Below are 14,490 nucleotides of genomic sequence, written 5' to 3' on the forward strand. Positions count from 1 at the left end.
CATGGACAGGACACCCACCGCAGGCAAGCAGTACGAGATCATCCCGATCGAGGGGGAGGCCCCCGCGATCGAGCTCCGTGGGATCGAGATCGAGAGTCTCGGCGACCAGATGCTGGCCGCCGCAGATCTGCTCGCCACGATCGACCTGGGCGCCGAGTGCCGGGGGAAGAGCCTCGATGCCTTGAAGGGCGACGTCACCGACGTCAAGGATGATCTGCGCAAGGCGGGCGAGCGTTACCAGCCGAGCGGCACGCACATCATCGAGTACGCACGGACACTCGAAGGCGTGAAGTCGACTCTGAGCACGCTGATCCCCGACCTCGAGGATCTCTGGAACGCCTATCAGACCACCGCCGGCAGCTACGAGGACGACTCGAAGCTCCCGGAGCCCGCAGAGGGCGAATCCACGGATGACCGCACGTCGCTCGCCGACGTCGACGGCGACCACGATGCCTGGAAGGCCAAGGCCGTCGAATACGAGGGCGTGTACGACACGTGGTGGGAGGCCTACGAGCGGGCCAGGGCGGGCATTCAGACCGCGAACGACGAGGGCGTCAAGGACTCGTGGTGGGATGACCAGCTGCCCTGGCTGGAGGCTCTCGGCACGATCCTCTCCTACGCGGGCATCGTGCTCGCGGTGGCGGCGTGCATCATCGGCGGTCCTTTCATCCTCGCGGCGGCGATCATCGGCCTGGCCGCACTCGCCGTCACGGTGTGGAAGGTCAGCTGCGGCCGCGGCAACGGATGGGACATCGCGATGGCGGCCGTCGGCGTGTTCCCGTTCGGCAAGGCGTTCGCGCTCGTCAAGGGCTTCAAGGCTGCTCCGGGACTGGCGTCGCTCGGTCGGGGGCTGCTCGGCATGGGTGGCGACATGGTCGGTGCCGGATGGCGTGGCGGGTCGAGATTGACGGGTGTGCTCGCCGAAGGCAACCTCGGTCAGGTCTTCCATGCCGGTGGTGCCGTCAACCGCAACGGCACCGCAGTCATGCGGAACTTCTTCAACGGACTCGAGTCGCCGTCGATGCTCAGCCGGCTGCTCCGCGGCAGCGAAGGTTCGTGGGCCGGTGCGATCGGCGACGGCGCCTCCGGTCTCTCGAACGCGGCCTTCAACAACCTTCGGTCGTTCCTCGGCAACACGCCGAACGGCAGCGTCATGGATGACATGCTGTCCGGCGGCAATGCCGCGCTCGACTTCCTCGACAACCTGGGTAAGGCCGGAGCGGGCTTCGCCTATGACAGGACGACGAGCGGGTGGGGATTCTGATGCGGAGCATCGAGGTCGACATCGACGATCGCTGGTTGCTGCCGGTTCCCTCCGACGTGGATCCGGGAGTCTGGGCGCGCGAGAAGGTCGCGACGCTGCAGTCCGAGCCGGAGCGCGACCCCGAGGAGACCGTCGAGGCACTCATCTCCCTCACCGCGAGCGCGGATCCGACAGCGTTCGCCACGCTGCTGTTCTGCCCTGACGGCCTGCCAGGACGCGCACTCGTGGCGATCTACGCCACGGAGAGCGATCTCGCCTCCCTCGACGATCTGCCGGAGCTCGCACCCGCCGCGCTTCCGCGGCAGGTCCTGCCGTTGCGCGAGCACGATCCCGCAGTGGGTCGGGTCATCTCCACGATCACCCAGGTGCCGGACGTCGGCATCCTGGGAACGCTGCACTACGAACTGCTGCGCGACGGCGCACTGCTGGAGGTCGTCGTGACCAGTCCGAGTCTGCCCCACCTCGGTGTGGGGATGCCGGTGTTCGAAGAGCTCATCGAGCGGATCGTCGTCGCACTGATCGGATCGGGTCAGCATGTCGCTGCGTGAGGAACTGCTCGGTCTCTCCTCGGGAACGCCGCGCTTCCGGATCCTGCTCCCTGCGGAGTGGGCGAGTTGGCCGGTGACCCCGGAGCTGGGAGCACAGCTCGAGCAGCGCACCCGGCCGGCCTTCGCCCGAGCAGGTCGGCCTGACCTCGACGGCATGTTCACCTCGCAGCTCAACAGTGCGATGAAGGGGCTGGCCGAAGCGGGTGCGAAGTACGTGTTCCTCCCTTCGGAAAGGACTCCAGGAAAGGACCCGCTCGCGCTGTCGATGATCGCGACGTTCATCGATTCGCCCGACGGCCCTCTCGACGCATGGGTCACGTCGCGGATCCGCGACGGTGCCGAGCTGCTCGACACGGAGGGGCGGATCGTCTACTGGCGGGACCGCAGGGCCGGACTCGACGATGAGACGCATCGCGCGCAGAGCATCTACGTGATTTCGGTGCCGGGCACGAACCGCCGGAAGGCGCTCATGCTCACGGGCAGCACGATCGTCGGTGCCGAGACGGCGGACGACGACGAGTACGCTGTCGCCGTGCGAATGATCTTCGATGCGATGGCATCAACCGTGACCTGGGTGGCCGACGACGTGGATACCGACGAGTGAAGCCTGTGATCCGTCTCTCCGGAGACGACGCCGCGGTTCGGGTGGTCGGAACGGAAGCCGTGAAGGCGCTTCGTGCGGATCCGCAGACCGCGTCCGCGCTGTTCAGTCGGCTCTGGAAGCTGCATCTGCGTCGCGCGCGGTTCGTGACCAGTGCGGGTGCGCCACCGGTGTCGGCGGCGGGGGCATCACCGGAGCGCGAGTCCGGCACGGCCTATCGCGTGATCTGGGGAGTGCTGCTCGGTATCGGACTCGTCGCCGCTCTGGTGCAGGCCGTGATGCTCGGACCTGCTGATCGAAGGAACTCGTTCACAGACCCGAGCACCGCGCTCTCGGTTGCTCTCGTCGCCGGCGTGATCGCGCTCCCTGTACTGCTGATCGTGCTGATGCTGCGCGTGCCCGATCCGAAGAGCGCGCGGACGGGCGAGACCCTCGCGGTGCTGGTCGGCGTGATCTGCGCGGGCATCCTGATCTTCCGCCTGGCGGTCGGCGGCGGTGACGGGCGTGGCTTCGCCCCGCAGGACCTCGCGGTCTGGCTGCCGATGACCGCGGTGAGCGTGCTGTTGATCATCGGCATCGCCGTGCGCAGCGACCTGGTGCGCCGGCGCTCCGCGGTTCCTGCATCTGTCGGGCCGTCGCGACCGCAGACGGACTCCGTTCGGGAGATGCGTCGGGAGGCGGAATGGGCGGCATCGTCCACCCGACAGGACGCGTCGACGAAGGCCGACTGGCTGGCGCGGCTCGATCAGCTGGCGGAGCGCGGTGTCGATGCCGGCAGTGTCGCCCAGGCGCGGACGATGACACCGGCCGCATGGCTCACGTGGCTCGCCTATGACGGCGAGATCGACATCGCCGGCGTCATCCCGCGCCCCTGACGCTCGTCGGGCGCTGCAGTGGGGATGGGGAGTTGTCCCCATCGACGGCCCTGATGGTTTGTCCGTAGGGTGGAGTTATCCGGGCCGGAGTGGTCTGGTTCAATCGATTTCCGGAGGTGTGGACGATGGCCGATTTCGGTGCGTCTTATGCAGAGATGGAGCAGGTGGCGTCGTCGCTGTCGCAGGCTCGTGATGACATTCAGGGTCAGTTGGACACGTTGAAGGGTCAGGTGGACACGCTTCTGGGTGAGGACTTCAAGACGCAGCATGCGTCGGGGAAGTTCGGTGAGGGGTACACGGAGCTGACGACGGGTCTGAAGACCGCGGTCGACGGTATCAACGACATGTCGGAGTCGCTGCTGGGCATGATGCGGGCGATCCAGGACCTGGATCAGCAGCTCGCCGGCAGCTGACAGCAGCACGGTTTCACGAAGAGGGTCGACCATGACGGTCGGCCCTCTTCGTCGTTCGCAGGCGTTTACTCTGGGAGCATGAGTGCGTCTGAGGCTGTCGAGGAGTTCGAACGCGGTGTGCTGGAGGCGAATGCGCCCCTGGCCGCGCTGCATGAGGCGGCGGGAGTCTCGGGTGACGCTCGGATGCGGGAACTCGCGGCCCACATCGCGTTCCCGTCCTGGCCGGGAGCGACGTCGGCGACGGCGTTGAAGCGCGCCGCTCAGGAGGCGGAGATCACCGCGGTGTTGGACGAATATGCGGCCTCCGCTCGCCCGCTGATCCGACCGGCAGACCAGGAGCGCTGGGAGCTGCTGGTCGCCGACATGCAGCGCAGGAGCGGCGAGGGATTCCTCGCGGACGAGCTCGGGCGCAGCGCGGTGGGAGCCTCGCTCCTGCGGGCGAAGCTCGGCGGACGTCCGCATCGGGCGCAGCAGCGCGGCGGTATCGACTGCGCATGCGGCTATGCGGTCGATGGCGTCATGCCGCAGAAGCTGTGTCCGGAGTGCGGTGACGTGCTCCTGCGGCGCTGGGTGGCCGAGGAACGGCGACTCCTGCGGGCCATGCCTGCGTACGCGGAAGAGGTTGCGCGAGTCATCGAGGTGACTGCGCAGAAGCAGGCCAAAGTGGCGCAGAGTCGCGGCGACTACACGGCCGACGAGGCGAGCGCGACGCGCAGAGCTGGCGGACGTCGACTCTCACGTCTTCGCCGCGCGCACCGCGTCGAGCTGGCGAAACTCGACCTCCGGCGTTGGTCGAGCTTCGTCGAGATGCTCTCCCGAGACGCGCGCCCCGCGGTTCGGACCACCGCTGCGAAGGCGCAGAAGCGCGGCCCCGGTGCGGCGGCTCTCACTGAACTCTCGCTCCTCTCGATGGCCGACGTGATCAAGGTCGCTGAGCGCATTCTGGGGAAGCGCAGGAACAGCAGCTGGAAGGTCTGAGGTGTCGGCGGATGGGGACTACTCCCCATCGCGTCGCGCGGAGCTTCCCAGTAGCGTCATAGCGTCCGGGAAAGAAGGAGGGGGTCATGGCAGGCGAACGCATGCTCGTGCCGATCAGTGATCTGCAGACGACCAGCGAGAAGCTCACGGCGATCGTGGCCGAGCTGGAGTCGGCCGCGGCGAAGCAGGATGACGTCGAGAACGCCGTCGGCAGGCCCTACGGCGACGGACGTCTGAAGGATCGCTGCCACGACTTCGAGGGCAGCTGGAACGACAGCCGCGACAAACTGCTCACCAAGCTCAAAGAGGTCGCCGATCGCGTCAAGGGCACGGTCGACGAGGTCACGAGCCTCGACACCGAGATGGCGACGTCGATGGAGCAGTCGGGTTCGGGGAACGCGCCGGGCGCCGGCCGTCAGCCGGCCGCGGTCTAGGGGGAGCGAAGCAGATGCAGACGAACAAGGGGCGTGACGTCGAGGTCGTGGCCGGAGATGCCGTGGCGATCGCCGACAGGGGGACGAAGATCGTCGAGCTCGGTGACAGCATGGTCAGTGCCGCCGCGACGCTCAAGGGGATCAAGGACGGCTCCATCGAAGGCGAGGGCTACGCGATGGACAAGATCAAGGATGTCGTCGACGACGTCCACAAGGATCTCGACGAGGCGGGTCGCCGCTACAAGCCCGCAGGGACCACGCTGAACAACTACGCCGCGGCGCTCGAGACCGCGCAGAGCCGCATGCGCACCATCGTGGCCGACTGCCAGACCAGCCTCACCGAGCTGCAGACCGCGCAGTCGAATGCCGCCGACGCCGCCGATGCGCTCCAGGCGCACAACACGTCGACGCGGCTGAACCCACCGGCACCCGAAGACACATCGGCGAGCACGACGGCCGGCACGAATCTCGCGAACGCCGCCTCCGGCGCGGCATCGACCCTCAACACCGCGGAGACCACCCACAACGACAACCTCGACGCGTTCGACGGCGAGTACGACACCTGGCACACGGCCTATGAGACCGCCGTCTCGGGGCTCACCGACGCGAACAAGATCGGCGAGGACTCCACCTGGGAGAACATCGCCGGTGTCCTCGCCGTGGTGGCCGAGTGGGTGAGCTGGATCGGCCTCGCCATCGCCGTGCTCGGACTCATCATCGGCGGGCCCTTCTTCGCTATCGCTGCTCTGGTGGTCGGCGTCATCGCACTCGCACTCACGGTCGCCCTGATGTTCGATGGGCGCAAGGGCTGGGGCGATCTCGCGATGTCGATCATCGGGATCCTCCCGATCGGGAAGCTCGGACAAGGATTCGGGAAGTTCTTCAAGGCGATTCCGAAGCAGCTCACCGGACCGCTCGGCCAGATCCGTAACATCCGTGGAATCACCGCGGCTCCGAAGGGCAGCTGGGGTGTGATGAGCAAGGCGAACTTCGCGAACTTCGTACAGAACGCCTCGCGGACACGCATGACCGGTCCGTTCACCCTCGCGGGGCTCGGCCAGCGTTTCCTCGGCGGATCGAATCGCTCGTTCACCGTCTCCTTCCAGGAGGCGGTCGCGGCCGGCACCGGGTACGGGAACCGGTTGATGAACCAGCTGCCGGATGCGCTCTCCAGCCTCGCGAAGTCTCCGGCGCCCGACCTGTTCGAGCAGGCCTACAACGTGTACAAGTGGGCGGACAAGGGCGTGGCTCTCGCGGGCGGCAGCCCTTCCGGTGGTCTGTCGCCGGCCAGCATGCTCAACGGTCTCACCCGATGACGTCGGTGCCGGTCGCCGACGGCGCGGCGCGATGGGACTTCGCGTACGACGCGGAGTGGTTCATCCCACTGCCCGCGGCTGATCTGCTGCGGCGAGAGCCGAGCATCGGGGAGCAGTGGGTGTCGGCTGCGGTCGAGCACTACGCCGAACGGGCCCCGCTCTCGGACGGGGACCGCGAGGCGCTCTTCTTCACGGCCGAGGGCATGTTGGGTCTCGCCGGCAACGCCGCCGTGCAACTGTGGTTCGTGCCGCGCGGGGTGTACAGCGACGTCGTGATCGAGGTGACGGTCTCCGCGGCAGCCGACCTGGACATCCCTGCCATCCTGACCGGGATCGCCACCCTCCCTGACTCGACGGCGTCCGAGCTCACGGCATTGGAGACCGACTCCCACGGCAAGGGCTTCCTTCTGCGACGCACGTCCGCCGTGCTCCTCGACGACGGGGAGGCGCGCCCCATCGCGAACTGGACGGTGATGCTGAGCGACGGCAACTCTGCGATCATGATCGAGGCGATGGGGTCGACGCTCGAGCCGTTCGCTCTCATGGAGGAGCAGATCCCGAAGATCATCTCCGGCATCACCCTGCCGTCAGACGTGCATGCGTAAGCTCGGCGATCCGTTCCCCGGGACCGGAAAGCGCTGAATCGTGGTTCGCCGCGACCTGATCGGCATCGAGGAGCAGCTGCTGGAGAGATACCCGGAGCTCGCCGCTCGCCACGCCGTGGCCAGACGCGCGGGTGCCCAGGAGATCACGGCAGTGATCGGCCGCTTGGAAGCCGCCGGAGAGACCGATGCCGGGGCATTCGTCGCCCAGGTGTCCTTGGTGCAGCGAGCGGCGTTGGAAGGCTACGCCGCGTCTGTACGCGGCCTTCTGCCGGAAGACGAAGTCGCGAGGTGGATCACGGTGAGAGACGCACTGAAGCTGAATGCGTACGATGCGCTTCTCGGCGACGTGGACGCGCCGGGAGCGGCATCGCTCCTCGACAGGCTCGAGGCCGTCCCCGAGGATGAGGCGACCTGTGGCGGTCAGGCGACGTTGGATCAGATGCTCGCCGCGGTCGAGGACAAGTGCACGTGCGGGTACGCGTCATCCCGCGTGGTCCCGAAACGGACATGCTACTTCTGCGCACACGCCATCACCGAGGCGTGGAATACCGAGGAACGTCGGCTGCTCTCGGGCCTCCCCGCGCTCCGAGAGGATTTGAACCAACTCTTCGAGGCGCTCGTGGAGCGGCTGGCATGGATCGCGCTCAATCCCGAGGCCGAGTGGTCGTTGGTCGAGCACGCAGGCCGGAAGGCGGCGAGGAGCGTCGCGCATCTGAACCGAGCAGCGCGTGGGCAGGTCGTCGACGGTATGCTCGCGACGTGGCGGGAGCTCGCGACGGAGGCAACGCACGACTACCGTCCGATCGCGAGGTCGGCGGCGAAGCGCTGGAAGCGCACGGGTCTGGGTGCCGCGCGTCTGAGCACGCTGGCGCTGCCGGGCAATCCAGAAGTCAAGGAACGCATGACGAAGAGAGCGCAGACGCGATGAACGAGATGAACGACCTCGGCGTGGAATTCCGCTTCGGCATCCCCGCCTTCCGTCTTGTGCTGCCCCCGGGGTGGACGACGCACCTCCCGACGAACGCGGGGCAGCAGGAGGACGTGCGCAAGGCGAGTGCGATCTTCATGCAGGCCGGGCGCCCCGATCTGGACGCCGAGTTCCGCACGATGATGGCGCAGGCCAACCAGGGCATGCGGCGCACCAAGGTGTTCGCGATCTATCGGCAGGAGGACGTGCCGATGGAGGAGCTGCTGCCGTTGTCGATCACGGCCTCTGCCCTCGATGCGCCCGACGGCGAGAACCTCGACGCCTGGGTGACCGAGGCATTCCGCGCGCGTGGCGCGGTGTTCCTCGACGAGAACCTCAAGCACATCGTCCGCTGGTCCACCGAGGCCAAGCGCCCCGCGGGTGCGCCCGCGATCGACGGGGTCGGCGGCCGAACGGTGACGTACATCATTCCGGTACCGGGGACGCTGCGTCGCAAGGCGCTCGTGTTCACGTCGACCATCGTGATCCCTGACGGAGACGTGATCCCCGCCGAGGTGCTCGACGGCATCGAGCTGCTGAGCGACGCCATGATCTCGACCTTCGCGTGGGAGCAGCTGGCCGAGGAGCCCGCGGTCCCGGACATGGCAGGGCAGACGCCCACTCCCGGCAGTTGAGGCGGTCGATGGGGACTTGTCCCCATCGACGGTGTTTGCGGCTGCCCCGTAGGGTGGGGGTATTCGGGCCGGAGGGGTCCGGTTCTTTCGATTTGCGGAGGTGTGGACGATGGCCGATTTCGGTGCGTCTTATGCAGAGATGGAGCAGGTGGCGTCGTCGCTGTCGCAGGCTCGTGATGACATTCAGGGTCAGNCCGGAGGTGTGGACGATGGCCGATTTCGGTGCGTCTTATGCAGAGATGGAGCAGGTGGCGTCGTCGCTGTCGCAGGCTCGTGATGACATTCAGGGTCAGTTGGACACGTTGAAGGGTCAGGTGGACACGCTTCTGGGTGACGACTTCAAGACGCAGCATGCGTCGGGCAAGTTCGGTGAGGGGTACACGGAGCTGACGACGGGTCTGAAGACCGCGGTCGACGGTATCAACGACATGTCCGAGTCGCTGCTGGGCATGATGCGGGCGATCCAGGACCTGGATCAGCAGCTCGCCGGCAGCTGACACCGCGGCGCCAGCTGACACAACAGTCTCGAGAAGGGGTCGACGGTTCGCCGTCGGCCCCTTCTTCGTGCCCTCTAGCTCCGGATCACGCCCGATGGGCAGTTCTCCCCATCGGTGCCGTACGAGCGTCCAACTATGGTGGATCACGGCAGAACCGGGGGGAAGCCATGTCAGACGTCGAGATCGACAAGCGCGCACTCGAAGGCGCCGTCCTGCAGATCAGCTTCTCGGTCGGTGACTACGTCATGTACGCGAACGACATCGCCGCGCGCGACACGGGCGTCGGCAACCCCGCGGGGCGCACGGGCCTGCGGGTCATGCTCGAGAACGCGCTGGGACAGGCGATGCTCGAGGCGCGGGCGCAGCATCTCGCGGGGATCGGCATCACCGATCGACTGACGAGCATCAACGAGTCATTCGAAGACCTCGACGTCTCACTGGGCAGCGGATGGGATGTCGACTATGTCGCTGACCTCTCCTAAGCGCGGGTGGACGCTCGAGGAGATCGAGTATGACAGTGGGCAGCTCGAAGGGATCCATGCCGATCTCGGAAAGCTCACAGACGCCGGAGGGAACGCGCAGATCGTGCTGCGCAACATCGACGGTGGCCTCGAGGGGCGGGGCCAGAGCATCACTCTCGTGCAGCGCGAATCGGGGCTGCTCGCCACTCGGATGAACCCGACCATCGCCACACTCGGGCGCATCGCCGACGTCGTGCGGGCCTACGGTGAGGCTGTCGCGACGCATGCCAGAACCGCGAACGACCTGATCGACGACATCGAGACCGCGCATGCGGCGAACGAGGCGGCGGTCGCCGATCTCGAGAATGCACGATCCCAGCAGCAGATGTGCACCCCCGACGACGACGCGAGCACGCGTTCGACCGCGGAACAGGACGTCACCGACGCGCAGAGCTCGCTCGCCACGACACGCAGCGCCCTCGAAGGCCTCTGGGAGAGCTGGGAAGCTGCATACGCGCTCTGGGACGAGGCGTATGGTGCAGCGATCGCCGGACTCGTCCGTTCGGACGGCTCGACCCTCAGCGACTCGACCCTCTCGGCGATCGACGCGCTGGCGAACGCCGATACCCCTGCCGAGGTCACGGAGATCTGGGACAGTCTCACCGATGCGCAGCGCGATGCGCTCCGTCTCACGTACCCGGGCTTCACCGGGAACCTCGAAGGTGTGCCCTACCTCGATCGCATGCTCGCCAACAGGGCGGCATATGAACGAGTGATCGACGCCGGACCCTACGGCGAGCCGCTGGACACGCAGTTCGAGAACCTCGGGATCGAGATCAACCGGTTCCAGGGGCAGTTGCTGATGTTCAACCCCTTCGAGCAGCCGCAAGCCACCGCCGCTGTCATGTACGGCGTGACCATTCAGGATGAGAACGGTGACCCCGTCGACCCGCTCAAAGGCGTCACCAACGTGAACGTGCTCGTCGGCGGGATGTTCTCGGGCCTTGGAGACCTCGAGGCATGGGGGCAGAGCGCACGCGATCTGAACTTCTTCGCCGACGGGTACAACGACGGGACCAGGTCGGCAACGATCGCCTGGTACGGATACGACTCGCCCAACCTTCTTACCGAGCACACGATGGGCAGCGCTACTGAGGGGGCCGCGACTCTCAGCGCCACGCTGCGAGGGCTCGACAACGAGGTGTCGTCGAGCGTCACGACCTCCGTCATCGGGCACTCGTACGGCAGCACGACCGCTTTCCTGGCGGTGGGTGGATCCCCCGACAACCTCGGTGTCGACAATCTGATCGCGGTCGGCTCGGCGGGGGTGCCGGACGGCTACCACCAGACGTGGACCGGAAATGATCCGATGGACTATTCCGGCACACAGGTCTACGCGTCGCGGGCTCCCGGCGATCTGGTCGCCCGCTATGGTGAGCACAGCTCCTTCGGACACGGCACCAACCCCGAAGAGCTGCCGGGAGCGATCAGCTTCGAAAGTGACGGCGGCTCCGTGCCGAAGGTGGGCGGCGGCACCGAGGACGGCCTCGGAACCCCGGGCCACGCGGCGCACGACGGCGGCAACAGTATCTGGGGCTGGTGGGAAGAAGGCAACGGATACCTCGCTCGCGATTCGGAATCCTTCCGTAACATTGCCTACATCGTGGCCAACGGCCAGGCGTGGAACTGAGTCGTGGTGGCAACGGCAGCAAGGGGCGGGCGGATGGCGAAGCGCTGGCGGATCACCGCGGCGATGGCGGTGCTCGCGTTAGGCCTTACCGGGTGCACGAATGAAGGAGACGGCATGGCGACCCCGACCGGCGACGAGCTCGTCGCCCAGGCGAAGCAGCACTACCTTGACTATCGCGAAGTCACGAACGGCGTCCAGGCGCTGATCTTCGACGGCCCGTGGGAGGCTCCGGGCGGCTCATTCGGCATGGAGCCTTCGGGGGCGGGGTGCCCGGACGGTTCTTACAAATTCTCTCTCGCCAGGTCGACGAAAGTGGGCCCGGAGCAGCATGCCGAGCGAGGCGCCGCTGTGCAGAAGTACCTCATGGATGCGGGCTATGAGCTCGACGGCATGGACTTGGGGTCGGGCGAGATTCAGTCGAGCGATGTGATCGTGCGCGAGCAGGGCGACTTCTCGTTGTTGACGGTGACGTTCATCACGAACGGCAACGTGCTAGTGACGGCGACGACCAAGTGCTGGTCCGGTGACCGCTACGAGCTCGGTGACCTGATTTTCGGTGATGCGAACCTTTCGGACGGGTACCTGCCGCGTGAGGAGTCGCCGAGCGATCCGCTCTTCTTCGGTGTGACACCAGGCGAGCCGGCGTTCGGCCCGACTCCCACGCCGACGCCATAGCGTCGGAGGCGTCGCCCCGGTCAGTGAGCGGCGGCCGCGTCGGCCAGATGCCGCGCGTCGTGGCTGAGCACCTTCACGATGATGCCGTGCCGACGGAGCTCCGACGCGGTGCGGGCGCCTTCGTCGGCGTCGAGGCCGAGTGCCTTGATGTTCGCGACCACGACCACATCACCCGTGCGCAGGGTCGAGATGAGACGCGCGAGGCGGTCGTTCCAGCTCTCCAGGATGTCGGGCGCAGGGTGGCGGAATCCCTCGATCGGGACACCGAAACGGGTGAGGTCTTCGCGCTGCTCGACGACCGACGGCATCCCCTCGCGGGCGACGACGAGGCCGACCAGACGCGATCCGTCGGGACGGGCCGTCCAGAAGTTGCGGTTCTGCTGCAGCTCGGTGAAGCACTTCGGGCACGTCGCAGCATCGTGCGGCAGGTGCAGGGGGCTCGTCAGAGCCTCGTCGACCGATGCCGTGGTCTTCGTGGGATCAATCGTCTCGCTCATCGCGCACCTCCGGCATCCATTCTGCCCTGTCGTCGGACGCCGCGGCGACCGGATTCACAAGAGACCGAGCGCCTGAACCGTCTCCCGCTCCTGGAGCAGTTCCGCCACGGAGGCGTCGATCCTGGTGCGCGCCCAGTCGCTCACCTCGAGCCCGTCGACGATCTGCCACTCGCCGTCGACGGAGCGCACCGGGAACGACGAGATCAGGCCCTCAGGGACCCCGTACTCGCCGTGCGAGACGACGCCGGCCGAGGTCCAGTCGTCGGTGCCCTGCACCCAGTCGCGTACGTGGTCGATGGTGGCACTCGCGGCCGATGCCACGGACGACGAGCCGCGGACCTCGATGATCTCGGCGCCGCGCTTGGCGACCCGCGGGATGAACGTCTGGTCGAGCCAGGCGGGAACGTCGCCCACGATCTGCTCGAGCGCTTCTGCGACCGGTCGCCCGCCGACGGTCGCGTGCGAGATGTCGGGGAACTGCGTCGCCGAGTGATTGCCCCAGATGGGCACGCGGCGAACGGTGTGCACGGGAGCGCCGAGTGTGTGTGCGAGCTGGGCCCGCGCGCGGTTCTCGTCCAGCCGCGTCAGCGCGGTGAAGCGCTCCGCAGGCACACCGTCGGCCGCAGCCGCCGCGATCAGGGCGTTCGTGTTGGCGGGGTTGCCGACCACCGTGACACGCACGCCTGCTGCGGCATTGGCGGCGATGGCAGCCCCCTGCGGGCCGAAGATGCCGCCGTTGGCTGCGAGCAGGTCGGCGCGCTCCATGCCAGGGCCGCGCGGTCGTGCGCCGACCAACAGGGCGAGGTCGCAACCGTCGAAGCCCACCGCGGCGTCATCGGTCACCTCGACGTGATCGAGCAGACCGAACGCGCCGTCCTGCAGCTCGAGCGCGGCACCCTCCGCGGCGCCGAGCCCCTGCGGGATCTCCAGCAGTCGCAGACGCACCTTCTCATCCGGGCCGAGCAGGTCGCCCGCCGCGATGCGGAACAGCAGTGCGTAGCCGATCTGTCCGCCGGCGCCGGTGATGGTGATCGTGGTCGTCATGCCCCGAGCCTACGTCCGTTGGAGGGGCCTCCGCTCGGAGTACCCTCGACGCATGACCTTCAATCCCGACGCCGACATCTCGGGCAACACCACACGTCGACGCGGACGCACGGCAGCCATCGCGGGCGGCGCCGGTGTCGGCGTGCTCGGCATCATCGCCCTCATCGCCGGGCCTCTGCTCGGCATCGACCTGACCGGGCTGCTCGGCGGGGGAGCCACGGGCGGCGGGAGCGAGCCCGCCGGCGGATCGGCCATCGAGAACTGCGACACGGGTGCCGACGCGAACGCCGACGTCGACTGCCGCATGGCCGGGGCACAGGTCGCGCTCGATGCCTTCTGGAGCGACAACGTCGAGGGCTACCGCGCGCCGGAGATGATCGTCGTCGACGGCGCGACATCGACGCAGTGCGGCACCGCCTCCAATGCCGTCGGTCCGTTCTACTGCCCGCCCGAGGAGAACGTGTACGTGGACCCCACGTTCTTCCAGCTCATGCAGCAGCAGTTCGGAGCATCGGCCGGCGATCTCGCGCAGCTCTACATCGTCGGTCACGAGTGGGGCCACCACATCCAGAACATCACCGGCTACATGGATCGATACCCGAACAACGGGACCGGTCCCGGCAGCAACGGCGTGCGGATCGAGCTGCAGGCCGACTGCTACGCCGGTGCATGGCTCGGACGGATGACGGAGCAGACGGATGCCGACGGCGACCCCTACCTGATCGCGCCGACGGAACAGCAGATCGAAGACGCCCTGAACGCGGCTTCGGCGGTCGGTGACGACAGCATCCAAGCGCAGTCGGGGTTCTCGAACCCGGAGAGCTGGACGCACGGCTCCAGCGAGCAGCGGCAGCGCTGGTTCGCCGAGGGCTACCAGAACGGGCTCGGGGTCTGCGAGCAGACGCTGACCCTTCCCGCTGACCAGCTGGCGCCGTGATCCCGACGCACGAATGAACGTCCGCTACCGTTGACGAAGCAGTCAGCACGACC

Annotated in this window: 18 protein-coding genes; 16 read left to right on the top strand and 2 right to left on the bottom strand. The window is 67.3% G+C overall.

Annotation, left to right across the window (positions count from 1 at the left end):
• The first annotated feature begins 1 nt into the window (after window position 1).
• The 15 genes from ASD13_RS12430 to ASD13_RS12500 all read left to right on the top strand — a co-directional run bounded on the left by ASD13_RS12430 (window position 2) and on the right by ASD13_RS12500 (window position 11,959).
• Window positions 2–1,264: a hypothetical protein gene (locus ASD13_RS12430; RefSeq protein WP_055869606.1), complete on the top strand. Its 1,263-nt coding sequence runs from the start codon at window positions 2–4 to the stop codon at window positions 1,262–1,264.
• Complete coding sequence (locus ASD13_RS12435) at window positions 1,264–1,812, top strand: hypothetical protein (RefSeq protein ID WP_055869609.1); 549 nt, start codon at window positions 1,264–1,266, stop codon at window positions 1,810–1,812. Before ASD13_RS12430 ends, ASD13_RS12435 begins: the two co-directional genes overlap by 1 nt.
• Window positions 1,799–2,416 carry a hypothetical protein gene (locus tag ASD13_RS12440; protein WP_055869612.1) on the top strand — a complete coding sequence of 206 codons (618 nt, stop codon included), beginning with the start codon at window positions 1,799–1,801 and terminating at the stop codon, window positions 2,414–2,416. Before ASD13_RS12435 ends, ASD13_RS12440 begins: the two co-directional genes overlap by 14 nt.
• A gap of 5 nt (window positions 2,417–2,421) precedes the next feature.
• Window positions 2,422–3,288, top strand: coding sequence for a hypothetical protein (locus ASD13_RS12445; protein ID WP_157535634.1), 867 nt, complete (start codon window positions 2,422–2,424; stop codon window positions 3,286–3,288).
• Between the two features lie 125 nt (window positions 3,289–3,413).
• Window positions 3,414–3,701: a WXG100 family type VII secretion target gene (locus tag ASD13_RS12450; protein WP_028501988.1), complete on the top strand. Its 288-nt coding sequence runs from the start codon at window positions 3,414–3,416 to the stop codon at window positions 3,699–3,701.
• Window positions 3,702–3,779: 78 nt separating this feature from the next.
• Window positions 3,780–4,679: a hypothetical protein gene (locus ASD13_RS12455; protein ID WP_055869616.1), complete on the top strand. Its 900-nt coding sequence runs from the start codon at window positions 3,780–3,782 to the stop codon at window positions 4,677–4,679.
• 86 nt (window positions 4,680–4,765) lie between these two features.
• Window positions 4,766–5,113, top strand: coding sequence for a hypothetical protein (locus ASD13_RS12460; RefSeq protein WP_055869619.1), 348 nt, complete (start codon window positions 4,766–4,768; stop codon window positions 5,111–5,113).
• Window positions 5,114–5,127: 14 nt separating this feature from the next.
• Window positions 5,128–6,429, top strand: coding sequence for a putative T7SS-secreted protein (locus ASD13_RS12465; protein ID WP_055869622.1), 1,302 nt, complete (start codon window positions 5,128–5,130; stop codon window positions 6,427–6,429).
• A complete protein-coding gene (locus ASD13_RS12470; RefSeq protein WP_157535635.1) occupies window positions 6,426–7,034 on the top strand; it encodes a hypothetical protein in 609 nt (202 codons plus the stop codon). The genes ASD13_RS12465 and ASD13_RS12470 overlap by 4 nt, the downstream gene beginning before the upstream one ends.
• Before the next feature lie 40 nt (window positions 7,035–7,074).
• The gene (locus ASD13_RS12475; RefSeq protein ID WP_055869628.1) at window positions 7,075–7,962 is read left to right on the top strand and encodes a hypothetical protein; all 888 of its coding nucleotides are present in this window, start codon (window positions 7,075–7,077) and stop codon (window positions 7,960–7,962) included.
• Window positions 7,959–8,636 carry a hypothetical protein gene (locus tag ASD13_RS12480; protein WP_055869631.1) on the top strand — a complete coding sequence of 226 codons (678 nt, stop codon included), beginning with the start codon at window positions 7,959–7,961 and terminating at the stop codon, window positions 8,634–8,636. The genes ASD13_RS12475 and ASD13_RS12480 overlap by 4 nt, the downstream gene beginning before the upstream one ends.
• A 209-nt stretch (window positions 8,637–8,845) precedes the next feature.
• A complete protein-coding gene (locus ASD13_RS12485) occupies window positions 8,846–9,133 on the top strand; it encodes a WXG100 family type VII secretion target (protein WP_052678951.1) in 288 nt (95 codons plus the stop codon).
• A 167-nt stretch (window positions 9,134–9,300) separates the two neighbouring features.
• Window positions 9,301–9,615, top strand: coding sequence for a hypothetical protein (locus ASD13_RS12490; RefSeq protein ID WP_055869634.1), 315 nt, complete (start codon window positions 9,301–9,303; stop codon window positions 9,613–9,615).
• On the top strand, window positions 9,596–11,284 hold the full coding sequence (locus tag ASD13_RS12495; RefSeq protein WP_055869637.1) for an alpha/beta hydrolase: 1,689 nt from the start codon (window positions 9,596–9,598) through the stop codon (window positions 11,282–11,284). The genes ASD13_RS12490 and ASD13_RS12495 overlap by 20 nt, the downstream gene beginning before the upstream one ends.
• A gap of 33 nt (window positions 11,285–11,317) precedes the next feature.
• Window positions 11,318–11,959 (top strand): hypothetical protein, encoded by a 642-nt coding sequence (locus ASD13_RS12500; protein ID WP_055869640.1) that lies wholly within the window; start codon window positions 11,318–11,320, stop codon window positions 11,957–11,959.
• A 20-nt stretch (window positions 11,960–11,979) separates the two neighbouring features.
• Here ASD13_RS12500 and ASD13_RS12505 read toward each other — a convergent pair whose 3' ends face one another.
• Both ASD13_RS12505 and ASD13_RS12510 read right to left on the bottom strand, forming a co-directional pair.
• Complete coding sequence (locus ASD13_RS12505) at window positions 11,980–12,456, bottom strand: dehydrogenase (RefSeq protein WP_055869643.1); 477 nt, start codon at window positions 12,454–12,456, stop codon at window positions 11,980–11,982.
• Between the two features lie 54 nt (window positions 12,457–12,510).
• Complete coding sequence (locus ASD13_RS12510; RefSeq protein WP_055869646.1) at window positions 12,511–13,500, bottom strand: malate dehydrogenase; 990 nt, start codon at window positions 13,498–13,500, stop codon at window positions 12,511–12,513.
• A gap of 52 nt (window positions 13,501–13,552) precedes the next feature.
• On the opposite strand from ASD13_RS12510, the gene ypfJ reads away from it, so the two are divergent.
• Window positions 13,553–14,437: a KPN_02809 family neutral zinc metallopeptidase gene (gene ypfJ, locus ASD13_RS12515; protein ID WP_055869650.1), complete on the top strand. Its 885-nt coding sequence runs from the start codon at window positions 13,553–13,555 to the stop codon at window positions 14,435–14,437.
• The last annotated feature ends 53 nt before the right edge of the window (window positions 14,438–14,490 follow it).

The sequence above is a fragment of the Microbacterium sp. Root1433D1 genome (assembly GCF_001426835.1).
GTDB classification, from domain to species: Bacteria; Actinomycetota; Actinomycetes; order Actinomycetales; family Microbacteriaceae; genus Microbacterium; species Microbacterium maritypicum.

Coding starts and splice junctions, on each gene's coding strand:
- ypfJ (WP_055869650.1), top strand. CDS start 13,553: ATGACCTTCAATCCCGACGCCGACATCTCGGGCAACACCACACGTCGA.
- ASD13_RS12455 (WP_055869616.1), top strand. CDS start 3,780: ATGAGTGCGTCTGAGGCTGTCGAGGAGTTCGAACGCGGTGTGCTGGAG.
- ASD13_RS12435 (WP_055869609.1), top strand. CDS start 1,264: ATGCGGAGCATCGAGGTCGACATCGACGATCGCTGGTTGCTGCCGGTT.
- ASD13_RS12465 (WP_055869622.1), top strand. CDS start 5,128: ATGCAGACGAACAAGGGGCGTGACGTCGAGGTCGTGGCCGGAGATGCC.
- ASD13_RS12500 (WP_055869640.1), top strand. CDS start 11,318: ATGGCGAAGCGCTGGCGGATCACCGCGGCGATGGCGGTGCTCGCGTTA.
- ASD13_RS12460 (WP_055869619.1), top strand. CDS start 4,766: ATGGCAGGCGAACGCATGCTCGTGCCGATCAGTGATCTGCAGACGACC.
- ASD13_RS12480 (WP_055869631.1), top strand. CDS start 7,959: ATGAACGAGATGAACGACCTCGGCGTGGAATTCCGCTTCGGCATCCCC.
- ASD13_RS12495 (WP_055869637.1), top strand. CDS start 9,596: ATGTCGCTGACCTCTCCTAAGCGCGGGTGGACGCTCGAGGAGATCGAG.
- ASD13_RS12430 (WP_055869606.1), top strand. CDS start 2: ATGGACAGGACACCCACCGCAGGCAAGCAGTACGAGATCATCCCGATC.
- ASD13_RS12450 (WP_028501988.1), top strand. CDS start 3,414: ATGGCCGATTTCGGTGCGTCTTATGCAGAGATGGAGCAGGTGGCGTCG.
- ASD13_RS12510 (WP_055869646.1), bottom strand. CDS start 13,500: ATGACGACCACGATCACCATCACCGGCGCCGGCGGACAGATCGGCTAC.
- ASD13_RS12470 (WP_157535635.1), top strand. CDS start 6,426: ATGACGTCGGTGCCGGTCGCCGACGGCGCGGCGCGATGGGACTTCGCG.
- ASD13_RS12485 (WP_052678951.1), top strand. CDS start 8,846: ATGGCCGATTTCGGTGCGTCTTATGCAGAGATGGAGCAGGTGGCGTCG.
- ASD13_RS12440 (WP_055869612.1), top strand. CDS start 1,799: ATGTCGCTGCGTGAGGAACTGCTCGGTCTCTCCTCGGGAACGCCGCGC.
- ASD13_RS12490 (WP_055869634.1), top strand. CDS start 9,301: ATGTCAGACGTCGAGATCGACAAGCGCGCACTCGAAGGCGCCGTCCTG.
- ASD13_RS12505 (WP_055869643.1), bottom strand. CDS start 12,456: ATGAGCGAGACGATTGATCCCACGAAGACCACGGCATCGGTCGACGAG.